This is a genomic window from Nocardioides aurantiacus (genome assembly GCF_003752505.1).
Taxonomy (GTDB): Bacteria; Actinomycetota; Actinomycetes; order Propionibacteriales; family Nocardioidaceae; genus Marmoricola; species Marmoricola aurantiacus.
Window position 1 is genome coordinate 1,133,732 of sequence record NZ_RKHO01000001.1, and the last position, 26,494, is coordinate 1,160,225.

Genomic DNA, 26,494 nt, shown 5'->3' on the forward strand with positions numbered 1-26,494 from the left:
CCGCGAAGAGCAGCAGCCAGGAGAAGCAGAGCGTGTAGCCGGCGTGCAGGGCACGGCTGGAGTGCAGCCAGCCGATGCCGCCCCGGGCGTGCCTGTCCGCGCGACGCGCACACGGCGGCACGGTCGGGTGTCACCTGTGTGTCGCGATACCCGCGTCGTGCGTGGCCAGCGCCGTTCGCGGGGCTCAGCCCCGAGACCGCCCAGGTCCACGAGGGCAGCCACCAGGTGCAGCTCCGGGCAGTGACGTCCGGGCATTGCCCTGGGGCGCCGGCCGGTGTCATCCTGGTGGCGTCATCCGGCTGGGGGGAACGGCCGAGGAGGGGGCAGCCAGCCCTCCGAGGCGCGGAACGCGGCCGAGCAGCTCGTACCCCCGAGGTGGCCCATGCGCATCCAGCCACGACCGCTCATCACGGTCGGCCTCGTGCTCGGCTACCTGGCGGTCATCGCCGTCACCTGGGCCGTGGCCGGCATCGACTACGACGAGGTCGGCGACTCGACGTCCACCATCGTCCGGGGGATCGTCGTCCCCGTCGCACTGGGCGCTGCCTTCCTGGCCGCCGCCACGACCTACCTGGGGTGGTGGGGTCCCGCGATCCGCGAGGAGACCCGCGTCCCGGCGTGGCTGTGGTCGGTGCCGGTGCTCATGGTCCTTCCCGGGCTCGGCGCCTTGCTGGGCGGCCTCGGCCCCGCCGACCGGAGCGCCGGCTACCTGCTCGCCCTCGGCGTCGGGACCCTCCTGGTCGGGTTCGGCGAGGAGATGCTGGCTCGCGGAACCGGCCTGGTCGGGCTGCGGGGCGGCTTCGGTGAGGCGGCGGCCTGGTTCTTCAGCTGCCTGATCTTCGGACTGATCCACGCCCTGAACTTCTTCTTCGGCCAGGGCCTCGGCACCACCGCGCAGCAGATCGCCATCGCCTTCGTGGCCGGCTCGGTGCTCTACCTCACCCGCCGCGTCTCCGGCACCCTCGTCCTCGCCATGCTGCTCCACGCCTGGATCGACTTCACGACCCTGGCCTTCAGCGACGCCGCCGCCGACGCGCGGTCGCCCTTCGTCGCCCTCAGCCTGGTCCAGTGGGTCGCGTTCGTCCTGGCCGCGGTGGGCGTCGTCCTCGTCCTGCGGCGCGGGCGCGATCGGGACGACCACCCGGACCGCGCACCTGCCACCGCGTGACGCCTGCCGCGGAGGAGCCGTTCGCCCCCCGGGCACGAGCACGCCCCGCCCCCGGCGAACCGGGAACGGGGCGTGCGGCGGGGCGTCAGTTCTTGAAGACGTCCTTGACGTTCTCGCCGGCCTGCTTGGCCGACGACTTCGTCTGGTCGGTCTTGCCCTCGGCCTTGAGCGAGTCGTCGTTGGTGGCCTCGCCCGTGGCCTCCTTGCTCTTGCCCTTGAGGTCTTCCGCGGTGTTCTTGGCCTTGTCAGCGAGTCCCATGGTGGTTCCTCTCGTAGCGGGTGTGTCGCGCTCTGTGCCCGATCCGGGACGGAAGGAACCTCCCCGGGCGCCCGGAGGCACCAGGGGCCCGTGAGGTCGGCCCGCCACGCGGTCAGTCGGTCGCGGCCTTCTTGGTCGCGGTCTTCGGGGTCGCGGTCTTCTTGGCCGTCGTCTTCTTGGCCGTCGTCTTCTTGGTCGCCGTCTTCTTCGCCGTGCGCTTGGTGGCCGTGGTCTTCTTCGCGGCGCCCTTCTTGCCCGCCTCGGCGAGCGCGGCGCGGGTCGCGGCCGACCGGCCCGGTCCGGGCTGCTGACGCGTCGCCGGCGCTCCCGACGCATCGCCGTCCCCGGCGCCGGTCGGGAGTCCGAGACCGCGCTCGAGCGCGGTCAGCGCCTCACCGGTGTGGACCGCCAGCCGCTGCAGGTGCGGCACTGCCTCCCGGTCGCCGATGAAGCCGAAGTTCATGGTGTCGGCGTAGGTCTCCAGGGTGATGTTGAGCGCCATCCCGTGCGCCGGGATCGACACCGGGTAGACCGCCTCCAGGCGCGAGCCGTGCAGCCAGAGCGTCTTCTTCGGCCCCGGCACGTTGGAGAGCACCAGGTTGAAGGTGGTGGGCAACGGGTTCTTGACACCCGCGATGGCGGCCGAGGTCTGGGCGATGCTGGGCGCCAGGAGGTAGCCGGAGTAGGCCAGCGAGGGCAGCTGGCCCAGCCCGGACATCTGGCTCTTCGCCTGGCGGGTCGAGTCGATCACCGCGTCCAACCGTTCCACCGGGTCTGCCACGTGGGTGCCCATCGAGGCCATGAGCACGGCGACCTTGTTGCCGCCGCCCTCGTCCCCGTCGTCGCGGATGTTCACCGGCACGAAGGCCACCAGTGGCTTCTCAGGCAGCTCGCCGAGCTCCTCGAGGTAGGCGCGGAGCCCACCGCCGCAGACCGCCATCACGACGTCGTTCAGGGTCCCGCCCGACGCCTTCGCGACGGCCTTGAAGCGAGAGGTGGCGAACTGCTGGGTGGCGAAGCGACGGGTCCGGCTGGTGCGCTGGTTGAAGATCGAGTCGGGCGCGCTCCACCCGCCCTTGAGGTTCTTGTGCTCCTCCCCGCGGCTGGTCTCGAGCTTGATCACGGCCTTGGCCACGCCGGCCGCAGAACCCGCCGCACCGAGCGCACCCTTGGCCACCCCGGTCGCGGTGCCGCTCACGGCACGGACCAGCGACACGGCCTCCTTCGGCGGCTTGGAACGCTTCGGCGGGTCGAGGCTGAAGAAGAACTTCCCCTTGCTCCCCGGGTCCTCCGAGAGCGAGCGCCCCAGCATCTTCACCGCGCTGTAGCCGTCCACGAGGGCGTGGTGCACCTTCGTGTAGAGCGCGAACCGACCCCCCTCGAGACCCTCGATGACGTGCAGCTCCCACGGCGGCCGGGTGAAGTCCAGCTGGTGGCTGTGCAGCCGCGAGACCAGGATCCCGAGCTCGCGCTCGTCGCCCGGGCTGGCGAGCGCGGAGCGGCGTACGTGGAAGTCGAAGTCGAAGTTCTCGTCCTCGACCCACGCCTGTCGCGGGTGCCGCAGCAGGAACGGGTGCGTCAGCTTCTGGTTCCACGGCGGCAGGACCGGCTGGTGGCGCGCCTCGTCCAGGATGTCGCGCAGGTACGTCGGTCCCGCGTCGGCCGGTGGCGTGAACGGCATCAACGACGCGACGTGCATCATCGTCTCCGGTGTCTCGATCCACAGGAACATCGCGTCCTGCGGCGGGACCCTGCGCTTCTTGCTCATGAGGGGATCCTGCCTCACCCGTGCGGTGCGTCACACCAGATCGCATGGTGTGGACGGGGTCAGGTCGCGCGGGCCCAGGCGGCGTACAGCGGGTCGCGGCCCCACCGCCTCGCGGTGCGCAGGTCGGTCGTGACGCCCTCGAGGCCGGCGCGCTCCAGGTAGGCCCGGACGATCTCCACCCGGCCGGCCTCGTCGGTGGCCAGCCACCCGCGCACCGCCTTGGTCGGGAAGCACCGGTTGCTGAAGGTGAGCACCACCAGGCCACCGGGACGCAGCACCCGCGCCGCCTCGCGCAGCACCTCGACCGGGCGGACGAGGTAGTCGATCGAGACGCAGCAGACCACCGAGTCGTACGACGCGTCGGCGAACGGCAGCCGTGGGTCCACGTTGAGGTCCCGGACGACGACCTCGTCGGCCACCGGGTTGGCCTGGAGCTCCAGGGCGTTCATGCCCAGCGCGGTCAGGCCGCCGGTCGGCTGCCGGGACAGGTGCGAGACCCACGACGACATCAGGTCGAGCACGCGGCCGTCGGGCACGCCGAGCTCGTCGTACAGCTCGGCGACCGCGGCGATCGCGCCGTCGTCGATGTGGGTGACGAACCGTGGTGGTGCGTAGAAGTCGGCGTCGTCGCCGGGGTCCTGCCGGTCGAAGAAGCCGGGCGGCCAGGCGTCGTCGGACATGGCTGCAGTCTGTCTCGCACCTCGCAGCCAGGGTGGTCGGAGCCCACCGATGAGTTCGGTCCCCGCCGCCCGTCCGACCTGCTGGGACGACGAGAGGCGAGGTGCGGGATGAAGACGGTCGTGTGGGTGGTGTCGGCGCTGCTGGCGGTGGCCTTCGTGATGGTGGGGACGGGCAAGCTGGTGTCGTCGGGGGCGGACCTCGAGGCGGCGGCGGGCGGCATCCCCGTCGTGCTGTTCCGGATCGCCGGGGTGGCCGAGGTGCTCGGCGCGATCGGGCTGGTGCTGCCGGCCGCGACGCGGATCCGGCCGTGGCTGACGCCGCTGGCCGCCGCGGGCCTCACGCTCACGATGGTGTGCGCGGTCATCGCCGACCTGGTCGTGGGTGGGGGAGCGACGGCGCTGCTCCCGGCCGTGCTGGGCGTGCTCAGCGCGTTCGTCGCCTGGGCCCGTCGGGGGCCGTACGCCGTGGCGCCGCGCGCGTCGTCGGTCCCCGCCACCGCCTAGACCGGCCGGCCACCCGCGCGGCCACCCGCGTGGCCACCCGCACGGTCACCGGCACCGCCACCGGTCGTGCGGGATGCTCGTCGGTGTGGAGCGACGACTGGCCTGGGGTGCGGCGCTGTGGCTGCTGCGCCCGGCGTACGTCGCGCTGGAGCTGGTCGTCGCTGCCGCGACCACCGGCGACTACCGGCTGACCCGCGACACCGTGAGCGACCTCGGTGCGCTGACCTGCGACCCGCGGTTCTGCTCGCCGTGGCACGACCTGATGAACGCCACCTTCGTCGGCACCGGACTGCTGCTCGGGGCCGGGGCGGTGCTGCTCGCACCGCGGCTGGGACGCGTCGTGACGGTGCTGCTGGTCGTGGCCGGGACCAGCTCGGCCGCGGTCGGCCTGGCGCCGGTCGACCAGCACCCCGGGCTGCACTTCCTCGCCGCCGCACCGCTCTTCGTCGCGCAGCCGCTGGCGCTGTGCCTGCTGGGCGTCCGCCTGCGACGCGAGCACCCCCGGATCGCCGGGGCGGTCCTGGCCACGGGCGTGGTGACCGCGGTCGCCGCCCTCGGGTTCGTGCTGGGAGCGCCGGGTGCCGGGGTGCTGGAACGGGTCGCGCTGTGGCCGGTGATCTTCGCGCTCGCGGCGGTGGGGTCTCGAGGGGCGCGAGCGTCGACGGGTCCGGCTCGTCCGGGGCCGGCGGGTGTGCGTGGGACGATGGGGTCGTGAGCGTCACCCCATGAGCGACCCGTCCCGTCCTGTCGCACCCAAGCGGTCGCGACACCTCCTCGACCCTGCTGACCTGCACGCGCACCACCAGCGGTCGCAGGGGTCGATGGAGTCGTTGACGCGGGTGCAGACCTGGGTGATCTCGATCCTGGCCGTCTCCACGATCCTGCACCTGTCGGTGGGTGCGGTGTTCATCGCCTACTTCTCCGACGCCGACCGGCTCGACGCCCGCATCGGTGCCAACGTCATCGCCTCGCTGATCGGGGTCCTGGCCGTGGCCTGCGGGATGCTGATCCACCGCAGGTCGCCGATCTCCCCGTGGCTCGCGCTGGGCCTGCTGCCCGGGATCGTCGGGGCCGTGCTGACCTTCACGCGGGGGTAGTGCGCCGGGGCTCGCCGCTCAAAGGGGGTACGTGGCGACCATGACCTCCACCCCCACCTCCCCCGAGACCGCCGGCCTGCTCGTCCTCGGCAGCGGCCCCGCCGGTGTCCACGCCGCCACCGCCTACGTCCGCGCCGGTGGGTCCGGCCCCGTCGTGCTGCTCTCCGCCGACCGCGACGAGCCCTACCAGCGCCCGCCGCTGTCGAAGTCGGTGCTCGCCGGCGAGGACGCTCCCGAGCCGACCCCCGTGCTCGAGGACGACGAGGACCTCGCGGCGTTCGCGCAGGTCGACCTGCGGCTCGGGACCCGTGTCGCCTCCGTCGACACCGGCAGCCGCCGGGTCGGCACCGACGGCGGCGGCTCGCTGTCCTACGACCGGCTCGTGGTCGCGACCGGCGCCTCCCCGGTGGAGCTCGACGGGGTCGAGGCCGGTGCGCGGGTGTTCCCGCTGCGCACCCTGGAGCACGGCAAGCAGCTCGTCGAGGCGCTCGGCACGGCGTCCTCGGCCGTCGTCGTCGGGTCGGGCTTCATCGGCTGCGAGGCCGCGGCGTCGCTGGCCGGGCGCGGCGTACGCACCACGCTGGTGACGCCGGAGCCCGCGCCCCAGGCGGCGCGGCTCGGCGACTGGGCGGGGGAGCGGATCGCGGCGTGGCTGCGCGACGCCGGGGTGGAGCTGCGCACGGAGCGCGAGGTGACCGCGATCGGCGCGCCCGCGACGGTGCGGCTCGACGACGACTCCGAGGTGGCGGCCGACCTGGTGCTCGTGGCCGTCGGGGTCGCCCCGTCGACCGGGCTGCTGGGCTCGTCGCTGACGACCGAGGACGACCGCGTGCTCGTCGAGGCCTCGATGCAGACCTCCGACGAGCGGGTCTGGGCGGCGGGCGACGTCGCGAAGTCGCAGCACCCGGTCGCGGGTCGGGCGCTGTCGGTCGAGCACTGGTACGACGCGGAGGCGATGGGCCGGACCGCCGGCCGCAACGCCGCGGCGTACGGCACGGGCGCGGAGCGCGAGGAGTGGTCGGAGGTGCCCGGCTTCTGGAGCGACATCGGCGAGCACACCCTGAAGTACTCCGCCTGGGGCGACGGCTACGACCACGCCGAGACCGTCGACCACGGCGAGGGCGCGTTCACGGTCTGGTACGCCGACGCGGCCGGCCGACTGGTCGGCGTCCTCACCCACGAGCGCGACGAGGACTACGAGCGCGGCAGCGAGCTGATGGCCGAGGGCGCGACGCTCGCCCAGGCGACCGGCTCCGGGTCCACCGGCTCCGGCTCGTGAGCGACCTCGAGCGGTTCGTCGCAGCGCAGGACGAGGGCGGCACCTACGACCGGGCTCTGGCCGAGCTGCGTGCCGGCCACAAGACGAGCCACTGGATGTGGTTCGTGCTGCCGCAGGTGTCCGGGCTGGGGCACAGCGCCATGGCCCAGCGGTACGCCGTCGCCGACCTCGCCGAGGCCCGGGCCTACCTCGCCCACCCCGTCCTCGGCGCGCGGCTGCGGGAGTGCTGCGAGGCCCTCGTCGCCCTCCCGCCCGACGCCACGGCGACGGGGGTGCTCGGCGGCATCGACGCCGTCAAGCTGCGCTCCTCGATGACGCTGTTCGTGCGCGCCGACCCCGACGAGCCGCTGTTCGCCGAGGTCCTGACCCGCTACACCGACGGCCCCGACCCCGCCACCGACGCCCGGCTCGGCTGAGGGCTCGGGTGTGGACGGACCGAGAGCCCTGGCCGGGCGCTCGGGTGTCGGTCGGCGACGAGGGTGGCGCGCAGCGAGATGACCGACCCGCGACGCACACCCCGGCGCGACGTCGCGGACCGCGGGCACCCGGGGTTTGCGAGGATGGGGTCATGCGCACGAGCACCTGGGAGGGCCCGCGATGAGCGGGCGGATCACCCGCGGCTTCACGGGCAAGCGGCGGGGGCAGCAGGGCGACCGGCTGCCGCCGGGCCAGTACGACGTCGGCGACGGCTGGCCGACCCTGACCGCCGAGGCCACGCCGACCGTCCGGACCGAGCAGTTCGAGCTGGCCGTCGACGGCCTGGTCGAGCGACCGACGACGTGGTCGTGGGAGGAGCTGCTGGCGCTCCCGCGGTCGACGTACGCCGGCGACATCCACTGCGTCACCACCTGGTCGAAGTTCGACATGACCTGGCGCGGCGTGAGCCTCGACGTGCTGCTCGAGCAGGCCGCCCCGCGAGCCGAGGCGGCGTACGCGCTGGTGCACTCCAGCAGCGGCTACACCACCAACCTGCCGCTCGCCGACCTGCGCGACGGGAAGGCGTGGGTGGCGTGGGAGGCCGACGGGCAGCCGCTGACGCGCGAGCACGGGGGACCCGCGCGGCTGCTGGTGCCGCACCTGTACTTCTGGAAGTCGGCCAAGTGGGTCTCCCGCATCGAGCTGCTCGACCACGACCAGCAGGGGTTCTGGGAGCGCAACGGCTACCACGACCGCGGCGACCCGTGGGTCGAGCAGCGCTACCAGGGCGACTGAGACCGTGAGCGCGATCGACCCGATGGACGCCGTGGCGGCTCGTCCGACCGCCTGGACCGAGGCGCGGGTGGTCGAGGTCGACCGGCCCACCGCCGACACCGTGCGGCTGCGGCTCGAGCCCGACGAGCGGCAGCGGCACCGGCCCGGCCAGCACTACCTGGTGCGGTTGCGCGCGCCCGACGGCTACACCGCCCAGCGCTCCTACAGCCTCGCCTCGGACCCCGACGACGCGCTCCTGGAGCTGCTCGTGGAGAGGCTGCCCGACGGCGAGGTCTCGGAGTTCCTCGCCGAGGTGCTCGAGGTCGGCGACGTGCTGGAGGTGCGGGGGCCGCTCGGGCGCTGGTTCGCCTGGGACACCACCACGCCCGCGCTGTGCCTGGTCGGCGGCACCGGCGTCGTCCCGGCCGTCAGCATGCAGCGCGCCGCCGTCCGCCTCGGTCGGTCGGACCTGCTGCGCGTGGTCGCGGTCGGTCGCGCCCCCGGTCACCTGCCGTACGCCGAGGAGCTGGCCGCCGCCGGCGCCACCCTCGCCTGGACCCGGGCGAACGTCGACGGCCGCCGGGCCGCAGCGCCGACCCGCGCGGAGGTCACGCCGCTGCTCGAGGGCGTCGAGGTCGCGTTCGTGTGCGGGTCGGCGCGGTTCGCGTCGTACGCCGAGACGCTGCTGCAGGAGTGCGGCCTCGCCCCCGACGCGATCCGGGTCGAACGGTTCGGGCCGACGGGCTAGGGCCGTTCTGCCGCGGGTCCCGGCGTCGCGGCCCTACCGTCGGTGGTGCCGTACGACGACACGGGGGACCCGATGCTGCTCGACCACCTCACCCACCGCGCACGCCGCCGGCTCGCGGCCGCGGGCCTGGCGACCGCGCTCGTCCTCGGTGCCGGCTGCTCGGTCGGCAGCACGGGCAGCGACGTCGCCAAGGCCGTCGAGAACACCCTCGAGCTGCGTGGGTGGGACGTCGAGGAGGTCTCCTGCCCCGAGGGCCTGGACGCCGAGGACGACTCGACCACCTGCCAGGTCACCGTCGGTGGCAAGGACTACCCGCTCGAGGTGACCTCCCAGGGCTCGGGCGGCAGCCGCGGCAACGACATCGACTTCGACGCGGGCGACGTCCCGAAGCGGTAGACCGACTCGGGCAGGACGCGGGCAGCCCGGTCGTCGGGTGCGGGCTCGGCGTGACCACCCCTCCGGCCGAGACTGGGCGTGGGACGTGACGCCGGTCACGTGGTCGGGAGGCAGGTCGTGGACACCCAGCTCGGGACGACGATGCGCGCGAGCGTGCTGCGCGGGACCGGCGACCTCGTCGTCGAGGACCGACCGGTGCCGGAGCCCGGCCCCCACCAGGTGCTGGTGCGGGTGGCCTCGGTGGGGGTGTGCGGGTCGGACGTGCACTACTACGAGCACGGCCGGATCGGCAGCTACGTCGTCGAGCAGCCGCTGGTGCTGGGGCACGAGGCGTCGGGCGTCGTGGTCGCGGTGGGGTCCGCGGTCACGCGGCGCCACCTGGGGCAGCGGGTCTCGATCGAGCCGGGGGAGCCCGACCTGGCCTGCCCGCAGTGCCTCGCCGGCCGCTACAACCTGTGCGAGGCGATGAGCTTCCACGCCACCCCGCCGGTCGACGGCTCCTTCGCCGAGGTCGTCGCCGTGCACGAGCTGTTCGCCCACCCGGTGCCGGACAGCGTGAGCGACGACGCCGCCGCGCTCCTGGAGCCGCTCTCGGTCGCGGTCTGGGCCTGCCGCAAGGCCGGGGTCACGGCGGGCTCGCGGGTCCTGGTGACCGGAGCCGGCCCGGTCGGGCTGCTCGTCGTGCAGGTGGCGCGCGCCCAGGGCGCGGCCGACGTCGTGGTCACCGACGTCAACCCCGACCGCCTCGCCGTGGCCGGCGAGCTGGGAGCGACGGCCACGGTGAGGGCGCCCGCGGACGCGCTGCCCGACGGGTTCGCGCCCGACGTGCTGGTCGAGTGCTCCGGCCACGGCCCGGCCCTGCTCGCCGCGCTGCCCGCGCTCGCCCCGGCCGCCCGGGTCGTGCTCGTGGGCATGGGCGGGTCGGACGTGGCGCTGCCGCTGTCGCTGGTCCAGGAGCGGGAGCTCGTGCTCACCGGCGTCTTCCGGTACGCCGACACCTGGCCCACCGCCATCGCCCTCGCCGCCTCCGGACAGGTCGAGCTCGACCGGCTGGTGACAGGTCGCTACGGCCTCGACCAGGTGGCCGAGGCCCTCTCCGCGGCCCGCACCGACCCCGGCACCATCAAGCCGGTGGTGCGGCCGGGCCCCGCCTGAGGACCTGCGCGCCGCGACCCGCCGCGGTGGGGAAGACGTGCGGCTCGCGCCAGCCGCGCTCGACGAACGCCTCGGCGAGCGCGGCCCCCACCCGGTCGACCGACCCCACCGGGACCAGCGCGACCGCCGAGCCGCCGAACCCGCCGCCCGTCATCCGCGCCGCCACCGCTCCCGCGCCCCGCGCGGTGGTCACGGCCAGGTCGAGCTCGGGGCAGGAGATCTCGAGGTCGTCGCGTGCCCCGGCGTGCCCGGCGTCGAGCAGCGGACCGAGCGCGTCCCAGTCGCCCGCCCGCAGGGCGGCGGCCACCGCACCGACCCGCGCGACCTCCTCGGTCACGAAGCGGGCACGCCGGGCCAGCAGGTCGGGCAGCCCCGCGAGACGCTCCGCGAGGCCGGGCAGGGCGACCGCGTCCGCGAGCAGCCGTACGCCGAGCCGGCGGGCCGCCTCCTCGCACTCCGCCCGCCGCTCGCCGTAGCCGCCGACCCGCATGTCGTGGCTGACCCGGGTGTCCACCACCAGCAGCGCCAGCCCGGCGGCGTCGGGCCGGCAGGGGAGCGACTCCCGCGTCGGCCGCCCGCCCGCGAAGTCGACCAGCAGCGCCCGACCCGGGTCGGCCACCAGCGAGACCAGCTGGTCGAGCCGACCGGTCGGCGCCCCGACCATCCCCGACTCCGCCCGGTAGGCCGTCTCCGCCAGCTCCTCGCGCGACAGCCCGAGGCCGAGCACCGCGTCGAGGGCCAGCGCGACCGCGCTCGCGAGCGCCGCCGAGCTCGACAGCCCGGCACCGCTGGGCAGGTCGCTGTCGATGTCGACGTCGACCCCGCGCCGCACGTCGAGCGCCCACAGCACGCCCGCGGCGTACGCCGGCCAGCCGGGGACCGCGCCCGGCACGAGGTCGACCACCGAGCCGTGCCAGGTCCGCCGCCCGCTGCGCACCCGCAGTCGGTCGTCGTCGCGCAGGGTCACCGTGGCCGTCGTACGCCGCTCCAGGGCCAGGGACAGGCAGCGGCCGCCCAGGTAGTCGAGGTGCTCGCCGATCAGGTTGACCCGGCCGGGCGCGGCGGCGGTCGCACTGGCCCCGGCGGTCACGGGCCCACCCTAGGAGGCGGCGCCAGCCGTCGGCGGCGTCCCTTAGGGTGGCCCCACGCGTCTCGTGGACCCAGGAACCCGGTGTGACTCCGGGGCGGTTCCGCCACTGTGAGACCGACCCGACGAGTGCGGGCGGTCCAGCCAGACACTGGCCACGAGACATCCGACCACCGGGGCGAGAACCCCGATTAGGACCTCGAAGTGACCTCTCCGCGCATCGCGCTGCTCTCCACGTCCGACACCGACCTGCTCTCCGCGCGGGCCTCGGGCGCCGACTACGTCTACGCCAACCCCGCGCGGCCCGGCCACCAGTCGATGGCCGAGGTGATCGAGGGCGCCGACCTCGTCGTCGGGCGCATCCTGGGCTCGCCGACCGACCTCTGCTCGGGCTTCGCCCGGATCCGCGACACCGGCATGCCGATGCTGGTGCTGGGCGGCGAGGAGCAGCCCAGCGCGGAGCTGATGGAGCTCTCCACGGTCCCGATGGGCGTGGCGGCCGAGGCCCACCGCTACCTCGCCCAGGGCGGTCCGACCAACCTCGCCCAGCTCCACGCCTTCCTCTCCGACACCGTGCTGCTGACCGGCGAGGGCTTCGAGGCCCCCGCCGAGGTCGCGCCGTGGGGGTGGGCCGAGCGCGGTCCGTCGGTCGAGGCCGTCGAGACCACGGCCGGCGACCTGCCGCGGGTCGGGATCCTCTACTACCGGGCCCACGAGGTCTCGGGCAACACCGCCTTCGCCCACGCGCTGGCGGACGCGGTCGACGCGACCGGCCAGGCGGTCGGCGTCCCGATCTTCTCCTCCTCGCTGCGCACCGCCCCCGACGAGCTGTACGCCGCGCTCGGCACCCTCGACGCGCTCGTCGTGACCGTGCTCGCGGCCGGGGGCAGCAAGCCCGCGACCGCCAGCGCCGGTGGCGACGACGAGGCGTGGGACGTGGAGCGGATGGCCGCGCTCGACATCCCGATCCTGCAGGGCCTGTGCCTGACCAGCAGCCGCGCCGAGTGGGAGGCCAGCGACGACGGGGTCAGCCCGCTCGACTCGGCCACCCAGGTCGCGATCCCGGAGTTCGACGGCCGCATCATCACCGCGCCGTTCTCGTTCAAGGAGATCGACGAGGACGGGCTCCCCCGCTACGTCGCCGACCCCGAGCGTGCCGCCCGCGTGGCCGGCATCGCCGTGGCCCACGCCCGGCTGCGGCACGTGCCCGCGTCCGAGCGCAAGGTGGCGCTGATGCTCTCGGCGTACCCCACCAAGCACTCCCGCGTCGGCAACGCCGTCGGCCTCGACACCCCGGTCTCCACGATCCGGCTGCTGCGCCGGATGCGCGACGCGGGCTACGACCTGGGCGGCCCCGGCGCGATCCCGGGCCTGGACCTCGAGGACGACACCGAGGCCGGCGACGCGCTGATCCACGCCCTGATCGCGGCCGGCGGGCAGGACGAGGAGTGGCTGACCAACGCGCAGCTGACCGACGCCCACGTCCGCATCACGCCCGAGCAGTACGACGCCTGGACCGCCGACCTCGACGCCGGCCTGAAGTCCGACATGGTCGAGGCGTGGGGCCCCGCGCCCGGGCGGTTGTTCGTCAACGACGCCGGCGAGATCGTGCTGGCCACCGTCACCGCCGGCAACGTGGTGCTGCTGATCCAGCCGCCGCGCGGGTTCGGCGAGAACCCCGTCGCGATCTACCACGACCCCGACCTGGCGCCCTCGCACCACTACCTCGCGGCCTACCGCTGGCTGGCGGCGCGCCCGGAGGCGGGCGGGTTCGGCGCCGACGCGGTGGTCCACCTCGGCAAGCACGGCTCGATGGAGTGGCTGCCCGGCAAGAACGCCGCGCTCTCGGCCGCCTGCGCCACCGACGCCGCGATCGGCAACCTGCCGCTGATCTACCCCTTCCTCGTCAACGACCCGGGGGAGGGCGCGCAGGCCAAGCGCCGCGCCCACGCCACGATCGTCGACCACCTGATCCCGCCGATGGCACGCGCGGAGTCCTACGGCGACATCGCCCGGCTGGAGCAGCTGCTCGACGAGCACGCCAACATCGCCGCGATGGACCCGGCCAAGCTGCCGGCCGTCCGCGGCGAGATCTGGCAGCTGATGCACGCCGCCGAGATGCACCGCGACCTCGGTCTGGAGGAGCGGCCCGACGACGAGGAGTTCGACGACTTCATCCTCCACGTCGACGGCTGGCTGTGCGAGATCAAGGACGCCCAGATCCGCGACGGGCTGCACGTGCTCGGCCAGGCGCCCGAGGCCGGGGCCGAGGTCAACCTCGTGCTCGCGATGCTGCGCGCCTCGCAGGTCTTCGGCGGCGACTCCAAGGCGGTCCCGGGGCTGCGCTCCGCGCTCGGCCTCAAGGAGGGCGCCGAGGCGGTCACCGCCGTCGACGAGATCGAGGCCCAGGCGCGCGACCTGGTGCAGCGGCTCGCGGACGCCGACTGGTCGCCCGCGGCGGTCACCGGGCTCCACGACGACCCGCTGGTCCAGGACGTGCTGTCCTTCGCCGCCACGCAGGTGGTGCCGCGGCTGCGGCGCACGACCGACGAGCTGGACGCCGTGCTGCACGCCCTCGACGGCGGCTTCGTGCACGCCGGGCCCTCGGGCTCGCCGCTGCGCGGGCTGGTCAACGTGCTGCCGACCGGCCGCAACTTCTACACCGTCGACCCGCGCGCGGTGCCCTCCCGGCTGGCCTGGGGGACCGGGCAGGCGATGGCCGAGTCGCTGGTGCAGCGCTACCTCGACGACACCGGCGGCTACCCCGAGTCGGTGGGCCTCTCGGTGTGGGGCACCAGCGCGATGCGGACGTCGGGTGACGACGTCGCCGAGGTGCTGGCCCTGCTCGGCGTACGGCCGGAGTGGGACGAGGCCTCGCGGCGGGTCAACGAGCTGAAGGTCGTGCCGCTGGAGGAGCTGGGGCGTCCGCGCATCGACGTGACGGTGCGGATCTCCGGCTTCTTCCGCGACGCCTTCCCGCACGTGGTGGCGATGCTCGACGACGCCGTGCAGCTCGTGGCCGTCCTCGAGGAGCCGGCGGAGGCGAACTTTGTGGCCGCCCACGCCCGCGCCGACCTCGCCGAGCACGGCGACCAGCGCCGCGCGACGACGCGCATCTTCGGCTCCAAGCCGGGCTCCTACGGCGCCGGCATCCTGCAGGTCGTCGAGAACGGCAGCTGGCGCGACGACCAGGACCTCGCCGAGGTCTACACGGCCTGGGGCGGGTTCGCCTACGGCCGCGACCTCGACGGGGCGGCGGCGGCCGACGACATGCGCACCAACTACCGGCGCATCAAGGTGGCGGCGAAGAACATCGACACCCGTGAGCACGACATCGCCGACTCCGACGACTACTTCCAGTACCACGGCGGCATGGTCGCCACCGTCCGTGCGCTGACCGGCAGCTCGCCCGAGGCCTACGTCGGCGACTCGACCACGCCCGACGCGGTGCGCACCCGCACGCTGCAGGAGGAGACCAACCGCGTCTTCCGCTCCCGCGTGGTCAACCCGCGCTGGATCGCCGCGATGCAGCGCCACGGCTACAAGGGCGCCTTCGAGCTCGCCGCGACCGTGGACTACCTGTTCGGCTTCGACGCCACGACCGGCGTGGTCCACGACTGGATGTACGCCGCGCTGGCGCAGGAGTACGTCCTCGACGAGACCAACCAGGCGTTCATGAAGCAGTCCAACCCCTGGGCGCTGCGCGGCATCGTGGAGAAGCTCCACGAGGCCGTCGACCGCGGCCTGTGGGCCGAGCCCGACGCCGACCTGTTGGCGCAGATGCAGCAGGTCTACCTGGATCTCGAGGGCGACCTGGAGGACCGGGAGTCGTGAGTCCCACGACGCGCCCGGGCGCGTCCTCAGGCACACGACCCGGCGCCGGTGGGGTGCGCCGGGTCCGGCTGATCGGGGTCGGGCCGGGCGACCCCGACCAGGTGACGCTCGAGGCGGTGCGGGCGATGCGTGAGGTCGACTTCTTCGTCGTCTCCGACAAGTCCGGCGCCGGCGACGACGACCCCCTGGTGGCGGCCCGCGAGCGGCTGCTCGAGCGTCACCTGGACGGCCCGGCGCGCGTCGTACGCGTGGACGACCCGGTGCGCGAGCGGCGGCCCGACCGGACGGCGAGCGACCAGGAGTACGCCGAGGTCGTGGCCTCCTGGCACGAGGCCCGCGCCGCGGCGTTCGAGCAGGCGCTGCTGGACCACGACGGCGACGCGGGGTTCCTGGTGTGGGGCGACCCGGCGTTCTACGACTCGACCATCCGCGTGCTCGAGCAGGTGCGCGACCGGGGGCGGGTGCCGCTGGCGGTCGAGGTGGTCCCCGGCATCTCCAGCATCCAGCTGCTCGCGGCCCGCCACGCGATCGTGCTCCACGAGGTGGGACAGCCGATGCACGTGACGACCGGACGCCGGCTCGCCGAGGCCGTCGAGTCGGGCCAGGACAACGTCGTGGTGATGCTCAACCGCTCGATGGAGCTGGCCGGCCTGGACGACTGGTGGATCTGGTGGGGCGCCGACCTCGGCACGCCGCACGAGGAGCTGGTCGCGGGTCGGGTCGGTGACGTCCGCGACGAGATCGACGCCGCGCGGCAGCGGGCCAGGGCGGCGGCCGGCTGGGTGATGGACGTGTTCCTGCTGCGCAGGGTCTCGACGGGCTCGACCGACGACCGGGAGGTGGCGCCGTGAGCCGGCCCGACCGCGACGTGATGCTGTGCCGCGACTGCTGCTGCGGCACCGACAAGCACCCCCGCACCGACCACGACGGCCAGCGCGACGCGCTGCTGGCGATGGACGGCGTCGCCGGGGTGCGGGTGCGCGTCGTGGACTGCCTGGACCAGTGCGACCGCAGCAACGTCGTCCTGGTCCGCGACTTCACCGGCGGCCGGCGCCCGGTCGACACCTGGCTCGGCGGGGTGCTCGACCCGAGGGCGACCGAGCGGGTGGTCGACTGGGTCAGCGAGGGCGGCGAGCTGCCACGCGAGCTCGAGCCGCACCGCTTCGGGCAGAACCGCCGGGGGCGGTGAGCAGGTGACGCGCGCCGGTGCGCTGCTGGTCGCGGGCACGACGTCGGACGCCGGCAAGAGCGTCGTCACGACCGGGCTCTGCCGCGCGCTGGTGCGCCGCGGGCTGCGGGTCGCGCCGTTCAAGGCGCAGAACATGTCGAACAACTCGATGGTCACCCGCGACGGCGCCGAGATCGGCCGGGCGCAGTGGGTGCAGGCGCTGGCCGCGCGGGCCGAGCCCGAGGCGGCGATGAACCCCGTGCTGCTCAAGCCCGGCGGGGAGATGCGCAGCCACGTCGTGGTGATGGGCAAGCCGGCGGGGGAGGTGTCCTCGCGCGACTTCGTCGACGGGCGGCGCCACCTGGCGCGGGCGGCGTACGACGCCTTCGACGACCTCGCCGGGCGCGTCGACGTGGTCGTCGCCGAGGGGGCGGGCAGCCCGGCGGAGATCAACCTGCGGGCCAGCGACTACGTCAACCTGGGGCTGGCGCAGCACGCCGGGATGGCGGCGGTCGTGGTGGGCGACATCGACCGGGGTGGCGTGTTCGCGGCGATGCTCGGCACGGTCGCGCTGCTCGAGCCGGCGGACCAGCGGCTGGTGGCGGGGTTCGTGGTCAACAAGTTCCGCGGCGACCGCACCCTGCTCGAGCCCGGGCTGCGGCAGCTCGAGGAGCTGACCGGGCGGCCGGTGCACGGGGTGCTGCCGTGGGACCCCGACCTGTGGCTGGACTCCGAGGACGCGCTCGACCTGACCGGTCGTCGGACGGGGTCGCAGGGCGCGCTGAAGGTGGTCGTCGTACGCCTGCCGCGGATCAGCAACTTCACCGACGTCGACGCCCTCGGGCTCGAGCCCGACCTCGACGTCGTCTTCGCCAGCGACCCGCGCGACGTCGCGGACGCCGACCTCGTGGTGCTGCCCGGCACCCGGGCGACGATCAGCGACCTGGGCTGGCTGCGCTCCCGCGGGCTGGACCGCGCGGTGCTGGCCCACGCCGCGGCGGGAAAGCCGGTGCTCGGCATCTGCGGCGGTTTCCAGATGCTGGGCCGCACGGTCGCCGACCCGACCGGCGTCGAGGGTGCCGCGGGCGCCTCGGTGCAGGGGCTGGGCCTGCTCGACGTGCGCACCGACTTCGCGGCCGAGAAGGTGCTGCGCCTGCCGACGGGGGCGGCGCTGGGCGAGACGACCACGGGCTACGAGATCCACCACGGACGGATCACGCGGGGGGACGCCGAGGAGTTCCTGGGCGGGGCGCGCGCGGGGTCGGTGTTCGGCACGATGTGGCACGGCAGCCTCGAGGGCGACGCGTTCCGGCAGGCGTTCCTGGGCGAGGTCGCGCAGGCGCTGGGCGGCTCACGCGCCCCGTCGACGGTGAGCTTCCCGGCCAGCCGGGAGCGGCGGCTCGACCTGCTCGGCGACCTGGTCGAGGAGCACCTCGACGTGGACGCCCTGCTGGCGCTCGCGCTCGACGGCCCGCCGGCGGGGCTGCGACTCCTGGAGCCGGGGGCGTCGCGATGAGCGTGCTGCTGCTCGGCGGCACGGGGGAGGCCCGCGCGCTGGCCGCGGCGCTCGTCGACCGGGACGTGGCTGTGCTGTCGTCGCTGGCGGGGCGGGTCGCGCGACCGCGGCTGCCGGTGGGGGAGGTGCGGATCGGCGGTTTCGGGGGGACCGCCGGCCTGGTCGCCCACTTGCGCGCCACCGCACCGTCCGTCGTGGTGGACGCGACCCATCCCTTCGCTGCCACCATCTCCGCGCACGCGGCGCAGGCCTGCGCCGAGGTCGGGGTCGCGCTGCTGCGGCTGGCGCGGCCCGGCTGGGAGCCGGCGCCCGGCTGGCACCTGGTCGACTCCCACGAGGAGGCCGCCCGGGCGGCGGCGTCGCTGGGGTCGCGGCCGTTCCTGACCGTGGGGCGGCAGTCGTTGGAGTCCTTCACCGGCCCGCTGGCCTCCGCGGCGGCGCTGGTGCGGGTGGTCGACGAGCCGTCGGTGCCGCTCCCGGACTCCTGGACCCTGCTGCGCGACCGCGGCCCCTACCTCGTCGACGGCGAGCTGGCCCTGCTCCGCGCCCACGCCGCCGACGTGCTGGTGACGAAGGACTCGGGCGGGTCCCACACCCACCCCAAGCTCGATGCCGCGGCGCGGCTGGGCGTCCCCGTGGTCGTCGTACGCCGTCCGGAGGCGCCGGCCGGTGTCGCCACCGTCGCCACGGTGGACGAGGCTGTGGCGTGGGTGCTGTCGACGTCAGGGGTCCGCTCGTGAAGGTGCTGGTGACCGGTGGGGTGCGGTCGGGCAAGTCGCGCCACGCGGAGGAGCTGCTGGTGGGGCAGCCGTCGGTGACCTACGTCGCCCCCGGCCCGACCACCGACGAGGACCCCGACCCCGACTGGGCCGACCGCGTCGCCGCCCACCGCGAGCGCCGCCCGGCGAGCTGGACGACGCGGGAGTCCCGCGACCTCGGCGCTGCCCTGGCCGTCGAGGGCGCCGTGCTCGTCGACTGCCTCGGCACCTGGCTGACCGCGGTGATCGACGAGGCGCAGGCGTGGGAGCAGCCGTCGGCCGACGTCCACGCCCTGGTGTCGGCCCGCCTCACGGTCGCCGTCGCGGCACTGTCGGCGGCCGCCGGACCGGTGGTGCTGGTGACCAACGAGGTCGGCCTGGGCGTCGTGCCCTCCCACCGGTCCGGCCGCCTCTTCCGCGACCTCCTCGGCACCGTCAACCAGACCCTCGGCGCCGCCTGCGACGAGGTCCACCTCGTGGTGGCCGGTCGGGTGCTGGTGCTCTGAGGGGTCGGGGCGGGCGGCCCTGGGCGGGGTCCCCATGTAACGCGGTGTTACTGCACCCGTACACCCGTTCTGGGGCTTGTTCACATGCAACAACCCCGCGTTACATGGGGATCGGGGGCTGGTTGGATGACGGAGTGACGTACTCCCCGGACGAGCGCGAGGGCGTGCCGTGGGCGATGCAGGTCGTGGTGCGGGTCGAGAAGGACCCGGCGCCGGAGCACCTGGCGGTGCTGCGGTCGACGGCGTCGGCGGTCGCGCTGGCGCTGGCCGCGTTCACCGCCCCGGAGGCCGACGACGAGGTGCGGGCCCGGGCCGAGGAGTGGCGGTCGGGCCCCATCCGCAAGGTCGTACGCCGCGCCCGCGGCGCCGGCTGGACCCGCCAGCTCGCCGTCCCCGGGGTGCTGGTGCACGCGGGCGAGGTCGACGTGGCCGTCCACGTGCCCGGCCGTGTCGACGAGGTGGACCCCGAGATCGCCCGGCTCCAGGTGGGCGGGCTGACGCTCGAGGGGGCCGACGCCGGCGTCGAGGCCCCGGTCGACGTCGTGCTCAACCCCCGCGTCGCGATGACCACGGGCAAGGCCGCGGCCCAGGTCGGGCACGCGGCCCAGCTGGTGCTGCAGGCGCTGCCGCCGGAGACCGCCGCGGCGTGGCTGGCCGACGGCGCGCCGGTCACCGTGCGGACCGCGGCCGACGACGAGTGGGAGCGGCTGCTCGCGACCGCGCCGGTCGTGGTGGCCGACGGCGGGTTCACCGAGGTCGCCCCGGGCACCGTCACGGTGGTCGCCACCCACGGGTGGTGAGGCAGTCGTGACGACCCGCCCCCGCGTGCTCCTCGTGCACGGCCTCTGGGCGGGGCCGAGCACCTGGTGGCGGGTCGGGCCGGTGCTCGAGGAGCGCGGCTGGGAGGTCGAGCGGGTGACGCTCGCCGGTCACGGGGGTCGGCCGCTCGGGGCGGTCCGGTCGGTGGCGGACCTGGCCGACGACGTGGTCGAGCACCACGCGGCGGGCGCCCTGGTCGTCGGGCACTCGCTGGGGGCGGTGGTGGCGCTCGAGCTGGCCGCCCGTCCGTCGTACGCCGTGGGGGTGCTGCTCGAGGACCCGCCCGGCCCGGGCCGCACCCGGCGCAGCCGCGAGGACGCCGAGCAGCGCACCCGCGAGGACGCGGCCGCCCGGTCGGACCCGCACGCCGCGGTCTCCGAGCTGCTGCACGGCCATCCGACCTGGACGCGACGTGACGCCCGCACGGTGGTGGAGGGGCGGCTGCGCTCGGACCCGGAGCTGCAGCGGTTCTCGGCACGCCACCTCTCCTGGGACCTGCCGGCCCGCGTGGCCGCCTGCCCGGTGCCGGTCGGGCTGCTCGCGGCGGTGGGTCGCTACTCCGCGCTGGCCGAGCCCGACCGCGGCACGTTGACGAGGTCGCTGGCCCACGTCACCGAGGTGGAGTCCGGCCACCACGTCCACCTCGACGCACCCGAGCGCTGGGTGGCGGCGGTCGACGCCTTCGGGACCTCGCTCGGTCGCGGTGGGCCGCCGCGGTGACGACGTGGCCGTCGGGGGCGCGCAGGAGGCAGCGTCCGCACCCCCCGGGGCTCGTCGGTCAGCGGGTGCACGTCAGGAGATGTGGTCCTCAAGGGTGGCGACGCCCGGCCCGGTCAGCTCCGGCAGCACGACCGGCCGGCCGCTGACGGCCAGCGCCAGCGCCTCGCTGGTGCCGCGGACCTCGGCACCGTCGCCGTGGGCCCAGTCCTGGTCGGTGGCGACCAGCCGCAGCCCGGTCAGCCGGCCCTTCGGAACGAAGCCGGACGCGCGCCGCCCCGAGACCACGAAGTCGAGCACCGGACGCCACCCGGCCGGGTCGGGCCCGACGTCGCGACCGAGCGGCCGGGCGGCGTCGCGCAGGTGGATGGCGCTGTCGGCGAGCGGCCCGTGCGCCCCGACGACGGGCGCGCTGAGGGGGGTGGCGGCGCGCTCGCGCAGGTCGCGGACGAGGTCGGCGGCGGGGCGCCGCGCATCGCGACGGGTGGTGTCGTCGACCATCCGGTGCAGGTCGCCCCGGGCCCGTACGACCTCGCGCAGCAGCCGCCACGGGGAGTGACCGCCCTCCGGCGGCACCAGGTGGGCGAGCACCTCGCGCACCGTCCAACCGGCGCACAGGCTGGGCGTGCGCCACTCGTCGTCGGTGAGACCCTCGAACAGGTCTGCGGCCAGCAGCCGGTTGGCGGTGGCCAGGGCGAAGAGCTCGTCACGGGAGGTGTCCACGCGGCCCACGGTAGGCCCCCGCTCAGGTCGTACGCCGCGCCAGCAGCGTCGAGTCCTCGATGTCGACGCTCTCCCCGTCGCGCTCGACGGTGCGTGGACGCTGCTCGACCACGACGGCCTCGAAGCCCTCGGGCAGGCCCGGCAGCAGCTCGGCGGCCTCCCACATCGCGCGGCGGTGGCTCTCGGTCAGCTGGGTGTGGTGCGCGGACGGCGCGTGGCCGACGACGAGCAGGTGCCCACCGGGCGCCACGGCCTCGGCGAGGCGGCGGGTGACCTCGACCATGCCGTGGTCCGGCGGGTGCAGGAAGTGGGTGGTGACGAGGTCGAACTGCCGGCCCTCCGCGGCGAAGGCACGCGCGTCGACCTGCCACCAGTCGGTGCGGTCGGCGACGCCGGCCTGCTCGGCGTGGCGGGCGGCCCGGGCGAGGCCGTTGGCGGAGAAGTCGGCGCCGGTTACGTGCCAGCCCTGCTGGGCCAGCCAGACCACGTCGCCGCCCTCCCCGCAGCCGACGTCGAGCGCGGTGCCGGGCGTCAGCCGCCCGGCCTCGGTGACCAGCTGGGGGTTGGGCCGGCCGCTCCACATCGCGTCGTCGCCGACGTAGCGTTCCTCCCAGCCCGCGGGCTCGAAGAAGTCCGGCTCGGTGGGGTCCTGGTCGTGCTGCTGGTCGTGCTGGTGGTCGTGCTGGTGCTCGCTCATGGCACCAGGGTGGGCCCACCACCTCCGCGGTGACAAACCGCGTTGCCGTATCAGCAAACAACTCTCACGGCGCCCGCTCGGGCGTACGAACTGCGGGGTGGTCGATCGCCGCACCATGCCACCGGGTCTCACCCGGGCGTCGAGCCTCCGGCGACCTCGTAGTTCCAGACCTCGCTGTGGGTCGAGACCGGCGCCGGGGCGTCACCGCCGGCGCGCTCGACGGCTGAGCGGTGACCCTCGGAGAAGCCGGGGGAGCTGAGCCAGCCCTGGAACGACTCCTCGTCGCGCCACCGGGTGATGACGAGCCACTGCGCGCGCTCGTCGGTGGGGCGGAGCAGCTCGAAGCCCTCGAACCCCTCCGCGCCGTCGACGGCGCCGGCGCGTGCGGCGAAGCGGTGGGCGAGCTCGTCGCCCGAGCCGGCGGGGACGGTGATGGCGTTGATCTTGATGACGGTCACGGGACCAGGGTGCCAGGGGGCGGGTCGGCGGCACCCCGCCACTGCAGGCAGGGCCGTTCCCGGGCGACCGGCGCGGGTCTCGGAGAGGATGTGTCCATGGCCCGGGACCTGGACTACGCCCCCCTGACCGGACGACCGGGACTGCTGCCCCGGCTGCGCGCGGTGCGGGCGAGCAACATCTGGGTCTACAGCATGACCGTGGGCCTGGTCATCCTGCTGCTGCCGCTGACGGTCGTCGTCGGTCTGGTCCCGCTCTACGAGACCGACCCGGGGTTCCAGGTCATGATGTGGGCGGTCGCGGCGCTCGGGGCCTACGCGGTCGGGGCGGTGCTGTGGCAGGTGCGGGGCGAGTCGCTGCTCCCGGCGTTCGCGCAGACGAACCGGCTGGACCTCACCCAGGGAGTGTCGGCGCAGCACTACGCCGGCAGCCGCTTCGCCGACGGGTCGCTGATGGTGCTCCGCAGCGTCCGGATCCGGGAGGCCGGGTTCCTCGAGGTGGGGGACACCTTCTCCGCAGCCACGCCACGACGGTCCTCACCCACGTCGGGCGCCACGGGTGCGCCCGACGTCGAGGTGTTCCTGCGGGTGGGCCTGGCCGGGCGGGTCAGCCAGCGGTCCGAGGGCGTGGACCTGCTCGACGCTCCGCTGCACGAGCGGATCACGAGGTGGGCAGGGACCTACGCCGTGGAGTGCTCCGACCGGGAGGTGACGCTGCACGGCAGCCGGGGACTGGCCGCGCACGACCCCGCACGGGTGCGGGAGGGGTTCGAGCTGGCGCGGGTGCTGCGCGACCGTGCCGACGAGCTCCTGGTCGTCGGTCCGGGCGACGTACCGGCCGCTCCGACCCCCTCGGGCATCCCGGTGCCGGTCCGCGAGCGACGGACCGCATTGGCGGGCAGGCCCATGCGCCCGGCCGTCGTCGTCGTGGCGACGCTCGGGTTCCTGGTCGTGGTGCCGGTGCTCATCGCCGTCGCGATGTCGCTGGTGGAGCAGCTGTCGGGTGCCCCGTGGGTGGCCTCGATCGTGCTGGGTCTCGTCATCGCCGCCGCCGTCGCCGTGGCGGGAGCCCTCGTCCGGGGGGTGACCCGCCCCCGGCGCCCCCGCGACACGCGGTCGTCGGTCGACGCGCCGGAGCCGGCCCCGTGACCGGCCGCCGCGGCGTCGCCGACCTGGACTACGCACCCCTGACCCGGCGTCACGGGCTCGGGGCACGACTGCGGGCGGTGGCGGGCAACAACGTGCTCGTCATCGGCGGCACGGTCGCGGTGCTGATGACCCTCCTCCCCGGAGCCGTCGTGGTCGGGCTGGTGGCGACCGGGTCCGCCGGCGACGACGTGGCCTTCACCGTGTGCATGGCCGTGATCTCGCTCGGCGGTCTGCTCGTGGTCCTCGACGTGCTCGGGAAGGCCGAGGGCGGTGAGGCGCTCGACGCCTTCGCCGAGGCCAACGACCTGGTGGTGCTGCGCTCGAGGACCGCGCTGCACTACGCCAGCGCCTCGTTCGCCGACGGCTCGCACTCGGTCCACCGGGCGGTGCGCACGCGCGGCGACCTCTTCCTCGAGATCGGGGAGCGCTTCCCGGTCGGAGCGCCCCTGGACCCCGGGTCCGAACGCCGTCCGTCGGCCTACCTGCGGGCGCGGCTGGCCGGTCGCGTCCCGCCGCGCGTGTCGTGGACGGGCCTGGTGACCCCGGAGGTCGACGAGCGGCTGACCCGGTGGTCGGGCCCCTACGGCGTCGAGCTGGCCGGCGACGAGCTGACGGTCCTGGGGACCGAGCCGCTCGACGCCCGCGACGCCGGGCGCGTGGAGGAGGGGCTGGACCTCCTGGTGCAGTTGGCCGGACGCGTGGAGGCGTTCGCGGGCCTCGCTGCCGGGAGGCCCGCTGCCGAGCCGGGCCCGCTCGTGACCGCCTCGGGCATCACCATCCCGCCTCCGGAGCGGCCCGGGGAGGACCAGGGCCGCGTACGCCGGCCCCTGGTCGTCGTGGCGTGGACCCTGGCCCTCGTGCTGGGGCTCCCGGTCCTGCTCGCCGTGGTGATGTCCCGTGTGGGTGACTCGCTCCTCGGCAGGCCCGTGCTCGCGACGGCGGTGGTCGGGCTGCTGGTCGGCCTCATGGGCGGAGCGGCGTTCTGGCTGGTCCGCCACGCCGTCACCCCGCGGCGGCGCGGGCGCGACGCGCGCTGAGGGCCAGGTCGGGCCCCGGCGAGCGTCGTCAGCGCCGTCGGGCCAGGGCCCACGACGCTGCGAGGACCGCGGCGCTGAGGTCGACGCGGCGGGCGAGGGCGAGGGCCGGGGTGACGTCGTACGCCGTGGGGGGCCGGCCGCCGCCCATCACCGGGCGGTGCTCGACGCGGGTGCCGTAGGTGTTGGTGCCGCCCAGCCGCAGGCCCAGCGCGCCGGCGAACGACGCCTCGACCGGGCCCGCGTTGGGGCTGGGGTGGCCACCGGCGTCCCGGCGCCAGGCGCGCAGCGCGGCACGCGGGTCGGGTCCGAGGACGGCGGCGAGGACCGCGGTCAGGCGGGAGCCGGGCAGGTTGAGGACGTCGTCGAGGCGGGCGGAGGCCCAGCCGAAGTCGGCGTACCGCTCGCTGCGGTGGCCCACCATGGCGTCCAGGGTGTTGGCGGCGCGGTAGCCCACCAGCCCCGGGACCCCGGCGAGCGCACCGAGGACGAGGGGGGCGACGACGGCGTCGGAGGTGTTCTCGGCGACCGACTCCACGACCGCGCGGGCGACCTCGCCGGCGGTGAGGGTGCGGGTGTCGCGGCCGACGAGGTGGGTCAGCCGCTGCCGTGCCTCGGGCAGCCGGTCGGCCTCGAGGAAGGCGGCGACGGCGCGGCCCTCGCGGTCCAGCGAGGTGCCGCCGAGCACCGCCCAGGTCGCGAGAGCGGTGACAGCGGTGCGGGCGACGGGGTGCGTGCGCGTGGCCCGCACGGCGAGCAGGCCGAGGCCGGTGGCGCCCCCCACCAGCACCAGCGAGTACGCCGCTCCCCGCGGCCGCGAGGGCGCCCACAGCCGGGTCTCGAGCACGCCTGCGACCCGCCCGAACCCCGCCACGGGGTGCCACCGCGCGGGGTCGCCGAGCATCCGGTCGGCGGCGAAGCCGAGGGCCAGGCCCAGAGCACGGGAGGGCGCACGGGAGGGCGCGCGGGAGGGCGCACGGGAGGGCGGCCTCACGGCGCCACGAGCTCGGCGTACGTCGCTCCGGTCGCCACGGCGACGAGCAGGGTGGCCAGCGCCAGCTCGACGGCCGCGCCGAGCACGTCGCCGGTGACGCCCCCGAGGCGTCGGGTGGTGCGCCACACCAGCAGCAGCACGACCGCCACGGCGAGGGCCACCGCGAGCGCCGCGTGCTGCACGCCGACCTGCGACCCGTGCGCGACCGCGGCGACCGCCACCCCCGCGACCAGCCAGGACGCGAGCGCGGCGGGCGGCGACACCGACCGGGTGAACGCCGCACCGAGGCCGTCGGTGCGGGCGCCGGGCACCGGTGACGCGCAGGTGAGCACGAGGGCGCAGCGCGACACGCACACCAGCACGCCGACCAGCCACGGTCCGGCGGGCAGGCCGGCGAGCGAGGCGACCGAGGCGGCCTGCACCCCCAGCACGACCAGGACGGCCACACCACCTGCCGGGCCCGAGGTGCCGCTGTGCATCACCTCCAGCGACCGCTCCCGGTCGTAGGAGGCGGTGAGCCCGTCGGCGGTGTCGGAGAGCCCGTCGAGGTGGAAGCAGCGGGTGCCGAGCGCGAGCACGGCCACCGCCAGGAAGCCGAGGGCGAGCGCGGGGGTGCCCAGGCGCAGGCCGACCCACAGCAGCAGCGCCACGGCCGCACCGAGCGGCAGCACGGCGAGCGGGGCGAGCAGCACCGCGCGGCCCGCCGTACGCCGGTCCACGACCCGGGGCGGCGGCACCCGCAGCACGGTGAGCGTGCCCAGGGCGAGCCGCCAGGCGTCGCTCACGCGGTCA

The 26,494-nt window shown here is 75.1% G+C and carries 29 protein-coding genes and 1 riboswitch; of the genes, 20 read left to right on the forward strand and 9 right to left on the reverse strand.

Annotated features, from left to right (window positions below; all coding sequences use genetic code 11):
- Positions 1 to 382: 382 nt before the first annotated feature.
- A complete protein-coding gene (locus EDD33_RS05410; protein ID WP_123389433.1) occupies positions 383 to 1,168 on the forward strand; it encodes a CPBP family intramembrane glutamic endopeptidase in 786 nt (261 codons plus the stop codon).
- Between the two features lie 85 nt (positions 1,169 to 1,253).
- Here EDD33_RS05410 and EDD33_RS05415 read toward each other — a convergent pair whose 3' ends face one another.
- The 3 genes from EDD33_RS05415 to EDD33_RS05425 form a co-directional block, all read right to left on the reverse strand.
- Entirely contained in the window at positions 1,254 to 1,427 is a 174-nt protein-coding gene (locus EDD33_RS05415; RefSeq protein WP_123389434.1) for a CsbD family protein, read from the reverse strand.
- A 112-nt stretch (positions 1,428 to 1,539) separates the two neighbouring features.
- Positions 1,540 to 3,195, reverse strand: coding sequence for a WS/DGAT/MGAT family O-acyltransferase (locus EDD33_RS05420; protein ID WP_211332432.1), 1,656 nt, complete (start codon positions 3,193 to 3,195; stop codon positions 1,540 to 1,542).
- A gap of 59 nt (positions 3,196 to 3,254) precedes the next feature.
- On the reverse strand, positions 3,255 to 3,875 hold the full coding sequence (locus tag EDD33_RS05425; RefSeq protein ID WP_123389435.1) for a class I SAM-dependent methyltransferase: 621 nt from the start codon (positions 3,873 to 3,875) through the stop codon (positions 3,255 to 3,257).
- A 108-nt stretch (positions 3,876 to 3,983) separates the two neighbouring features.
- Between EDD33_RS05425 and EDD33_RS05430 the strand changes: the two genes are divergently transcribed.
- The 9 genes from EDD33_RS05430 (at position 3,984) to EDD33_RS05470 (ending at position 10,245) form a co-directional block, all read left to right on the forward strand.
- Positions 3,984 to 4,379, forward strand: coding sequence for a DoxX family protein (locus EDD33_RS05430; protein WP_123389436.1), 396 nt, complete (start codon positions 3,984 to 3,986; stop codon positions 4,377 to 4,379).
- An 85-nt stretch (positions 4,380 to 4,464) separates the two neighbouring features.
- The gene (locus tag EDD33_RS05435; RefSeq protein WP_170169705.1) at positions 4,465 to 5,094 is read left to right on the forward strand and encodes a DUF998 domain-containing protein; all 630 of its coding nucleotides are present in this window, start codon (positions 4,465 to 4,467) and stop codon (positions 5,092 to 5,094) included.
- Positions 5,095 to 5,104: 10 nt separating this feature from the next.
- A complete protein-coding gene (locus EDD33_RS05440) occupies positions 5,105 to 5,476 on the forward strand; it encodes a hypothetical protein (RefSeq protein WP_123389438.1) in 372 nt (123 codons plus the stop codon).
- A gap of 40 nt (positions 5,477 to 5,516) precedes the next feature.
- Positions 5,517 to 6,755 carry an NAD(P)/FAD-dependent oxidoreductase gene (locus tag EDD33_RS05445; protein ID WP_123389439.1) on the forward strand — a complete coding sequence of 413 codons (1,239 nt, stop codon included), beginning with the start codon at positions 5,517 to 5,519 and terminating at the stop codon, positions 6,753 to 6,755.
- Positions 6,752 to 7,171 (forward strand): DUF1810 domain-containing protein, encoded by a 420-nt coding sequence (locus EDD33_RS05450; protein ID WP_123389440.1) that lies wholly within the window; start codon positions 6,752 to 6,754, stop codon positions 7,169 to 7,171. Before EDD33_RS05445 ends, EDD33_RS05450 begins: the two co-directional genes overlap by 4 nt.
- Before the next feature lie 181 nt (positions 7,172 to 7,352).
- Positions 7,353 to 7,967 carry a sulfite oxidase-like oxidoreductase gene (locus tag EDD33_RS05455; protein ID WP_123389441.1) on the forward strand — a complete coding sequence of 205 codons (615 nt, stop codon included), beginning with the start codon at positions 7,353 to 7,355 and terminating at the stop codon, positions 7,965 to 7,967.
- Positions 7,968 to 7,971: 4 nt separating this feature from the next.
- Positions 7,972 to 8,694 carry an FAD-binding oxidoreductase gene (locus tag EDD33_RS05460; RefSeq protein WP_246003375.1) on the forward strand — a complete coding sequence of 241 codons (723 nt, stop codon included), beginning with the start codon at positions 7,972 to 7,974 and terminating at the stop codon, positions 8,692 to 8,694.
- A 45-nt stretch (positions 8,695 to 8,739) separates the two neighbouring features.
- Complete coding sequence (locus EDD33_RS05465; protein ID WP_123389442.1) at positions 8,740 to 9,090, forward strand: DUF4333 domain-containing protein; 351 nt, start codon at positions 8,740 to 8,742, stop codon at positions 9,088 to 9,090.
- 117 nt (positions 9,091 to 9,207) lie between these two features.
- A complete protein-coding gene (locus tag EDD33_RS05470; protein WP_246003376.1) occupies positions 9,208 to 10,245 on the forward strand; it encodes an NAD(P)-dependent alcohol dehydrogenase in 1,038 nt (345 codons plus the stop codon).
- Here the strand turns inward: EDD33_RS05470 and EDD33_RS05475 are convergent.
- Complete coding sequence (locus tag EDD33_RS05475) at positions 10,214 to 11,335, reverse strand: galactokinase (protein WP_123389443.1); 1,122 nt, start codon at positions 11,333 to 11,335, stop codon at positions 10,214 to 10,216. The two genes, EDD33_RS05470 and EDD33_RS05475, sit on opposite strands and share 32 nt — an antisense overlap.
- Before the next feature lie 28 nt (positions 11,336 to 11,363).
- Positions 11,364 to 11,506: riboswitch (cobalamin riboswitch) on the forward strand.
- Between the two features lie 30 nt (positions 11,507 to 11,536).
- Here EDD33_RS05475 and EDD33_RS05480 point away from each other — a divergent pair.
- From EDD33_RS05480 to EDD33_RS05515, 8 genes are all read left to right on the forward strand, one after another.
- Positions 11,537 to 15,166, forward strand: a complete 3,630-nt coding sequence (locus EDD33_RS05480) for a cobaltochelatase subunit CobN (protein ID WP_123389444.1) — start codon at positions 11,537 to 11,539, stop codon at positions 15,164 to 15,166.
- Positions 15,163 to 16,017 (forward strand): precorrin-6A synthase (deacetylating), encoded by an 855-nt coding sequence (gene cobF / locus EDD33_RS05485; protein ID WP_246003377.1) that lies wholly within the window; start codon positions 15,163 to 15,165, stop codon positions 16,015 to 16,017. Before EDD33_RS05480 ends, cobF begins: the two co-directional genes overlap by 4 nt.
- Positions 16,014 to 16,355, forward strand: coding sequence for a hypothetical protein (locus EDD33_RS05490; RefSeq protein ID WP_123389446.1), 342 nt, complete (start codon positions 16,014 to 16,016; stop codon positions 16,353 to 16,355). The genes cobF and EDD33_RS05490 overlap by 4 nt, the downstream gene beginning before the upstream one ends.
- Positions 16,356 to 16,359: 4 nt before the next feature.
- Positions 16,360 to 17,850: a cobyric acid synthase gene (locus EDD33_RS05495; RefSeq protein WP_211332433.1), complete on the forward strand. Its 1,491-nt coding sequence runs from the start codon at positions 16,360 to 16,362 to the stop codon at positions 17,848 to 17,850.
- On the forward strand, positions 17,847 to 18,590 hold the full coding sequence (locus tag EDD33_RS05500) for a cobalt-precorrin-6A reductase (RefSeq protein ID WP_123389447.1): 744 nt from the start codon (positions 17,847 to 17,849) through the stop codon (positions 18,588 to 18,590). Before EDD33_RS05495 ends, EDD33_RS05500 begins: the two co-directional genes overlap by 4 nt.
- On the forward strand, positions 18,587 to 19,114 hold the full coding sequence (locus EDD33_RS05505; RefSeq protein WP_123389448.1) for a bifunctional adenosylcobinamide kinase/adenosylcobinamide-phosphate guanylyltransferase: 528 nt from the start codon (positions 18,587 to 18,589) through the stop codon (positions 19,112 to 19,114). Before EDD33_RS05500 ends, EDD33_RS05505 begins: the two co-directional genes overlap by 4 nt.
- A 134-nt stretch (positions 19,115 to 19,248) precedes the next feature.
- On the forward strand, positions 19,249 to 19,914 hold the full coding sequence (locus tag EDD33_RS05510) for a peptidyl-tRNA hydrolase (RefSeq protein ID WP_170169706.1): 666 nt from the start codon (positions 19,249 to 19,251) through the stop codon (positions 19,912 to 19,914).
- A gap of 7 nt (positions 19,915 to 19,921) precedes the next feature.
- Positions 19,922 to 20,653, forward strand: a complete 732-nt coding sequence (locus EDD33_RS05515; protein ID WP_123389450.1) for an alpha/beta fold hydrolase — start codon at positions 19,922 to 19,924, stop codon at positions 20,651 to 20,653.
- 72 nt (positions 20,654 to 20,725) lie between these two features.
- Here EDD33_RS05515 and EDD33_RS05520 read toward each other — a convergent pair whose 3' ends face one another.
- From EDD33_RS05520 to EDD33_RS05530, 3 genes are all read right to left on the reverse strand, one after another.
- A complete protein-coding gene (locus tag EDD33_RS05520; RefSeq protein ID WP_123393062.1) occupies positions 20,726 to 21,373 on the reverse strand; it encodes a maleylpyruvate isomerase family mycothiol-dependent enzyme in 648 nt (215 codons plus the stop codon).
- Between the two features lie 22 nt (positions 21,374 to 21,395).
- A complete protein-coding gene (locus EDD33_RS05525; RefSeq protein ID WP_123389451.1) occupies positions 21,396 to 22,070 on the reverse strand; it encodes a class I SAM-dependent methyltransferase in 675 nt (224 codons plus the stop codon).
- A 128-nt stretch (positions 22,071 to 22,198) separates the two neighbouring features.
- Positions 22,199 to 22,528 (reverse strand): antibiotic biosynthesis monooxygenase family protein, encoded by a 330-nt coding sequence (locus tag EDD33_RS05530; protein WP_123389452.1) that lies wholly within the window; start codon positions 22,526 to 22,528, stop codon positions 22,199 to 22,201.
- Between the two features lie 96 nt (positions 22,529 to 22,624).
- Between EDD33_RS05530 and EDD33_RS05535 the strand changes: the two genes are divergently transcribed.
- Positions 22,625 to 23,674: a hypothetical protein gene (locus EDD33_RS05535; RefSeq protein WP_123389453.1), complete on the forward strand. Its 1,050-nt coding sequence runs from the start codon at positions 22,625 to 22,627 to the stop codon at positions 23,672 to 23,674.
- Positions 23,671 to 24,711, forward strand: coding sequence for a hypothetical protein (locus EDD33_RS05540; RefSeq protein ID WP_123389454.1), 1,041 nt, complete (start codon positions 23,671 to 23,673; stop codon positions 24,709 to 24,711). The genes EDD33_RS05535 and EDD33_RS05540 overlap by 4 nt, the downstream gene beginning before the upstream one ends.
- 28 nt (positions 24,712 to 24,739) lie before the next feature.
- Here the strand turns inward: EDD33_RS05540 and EDD33_RS05545 are convergent, their stop codons facing one another.
- Together EDD33_RS05545 and EDD33_RS05550 are read right to left on the reverse strand one after the other, a co-directional pair.
- Positions 24,740 to 25,702 (reverse strand): cobalamin biosynthesis protein, encoded by a 963-nt coding sequence (locus EDD33_RS05545; RefSeq protein ID WP_123389455.1) that lies wholly within the window; start codon positions 25,700 to 25,702, stop codon positions 24,740 to 24,742.
- Entirely contained in the window at positions 25,699 to 26,487 is a 789-nt protein-coding gene (locus EDD33_RS05550; protein WP_123389456.1) for an adenosylcobinamide-GDP ribazoletransferase, read from the reverse strand. Before EDD33_RS05550 ends, EDD33_RS05545 begins: the two co-directional genes overlap by 4 nt.
- Positions 26,488 to 26,494: the final 7 nt, after the last annotated feature.

What these genes read in the sequence shown, in the direction of transcription:
- EDD33_RS05410 (WP_123389433.1), top strand. Translation starts at nt 383, where the DNA reads ATGCGCATCCAGCCACGACCGCTCATCACGGTCGGCCTCGTGCTCGGC.
- EDD33_RS05415 (WP_123389434.1), bottom strand. Translation starts at nt 1,427, where the DNA reads ATGGGACTCGCTGACAAGGCCAAGAACACCGCGGAAGACCTCAAGGGC.
- EDD33_RS05420 (WP_211332432.1), bottom strand. Translation starts at nt 3,195, where the DNA reads ATGAGCAAGAAGCGCAGGGTCCCGCCGCAGGACGCGATGTTCCTGTGG.
- EDD33_RS05425 (WP_123389435.1), bottom strand. Translation starts at nt 3,875, where the DNA reads ATGTCCGACGACGCCTGGCCGCCCGGCTTCTTCGACCGGCAGGACCCC.
- EDD33_RS05430 (WP_123389436.1), top strand. Translation starts at nt 3,984, where the DNA reads ATGAAGACGGTCGTGTGGGTGGTGTCGGCGCTGCTGGCGGTGGCCTTC.
- EDD33_RS05440 (WP_123389438.1), top strand. Translation starts at nt 5,105, where the DNA reads ATGAGCGACCCGTCCCGTCCTGTCGCACCCAAGCGGTCGCGACACCTC.
- EDD33_RS05445 (WP_123389439.1), top strand. Translation starts at nt 5,517, where the DNA reads ATGACCTCCACCCCCACCTCCCCCGAGACCGCCGGCCTGCTCGTCCTC.
- EDD33_RS05455 (WP_123389441.1), top strand. Translation starts at nt 7,353, where the DNA reads ATGAGCGGGCGGATCACCCGCGGCTTCACGGGCAAGCGGCGGGGGCAG.
- EDD33_RS05500 (WP_123389447.1), top strand. Translation starts at nt 17,847, where the DNA reads ATGAGCGTGCTGCTGCTCGGCGGCACGGGGGAGGCCCGCGCGCTGGCC.
- EDD33_RS05525 (WP_123389451.1), bottom strand. Translation starts at nt 22,070, where the DNA reads ATGAGCGAGCACCAGCACGACCACCAGCACGACCAGCAGCACGACCAG.
- EDD33_RS05535 (WP_123389453.1), top strand. Translation starts at nt 22,625, where the DNA reads ATGGCCCGGGACCTGGACTACGCCCCCCTGACCGGACGACCGGGACTG.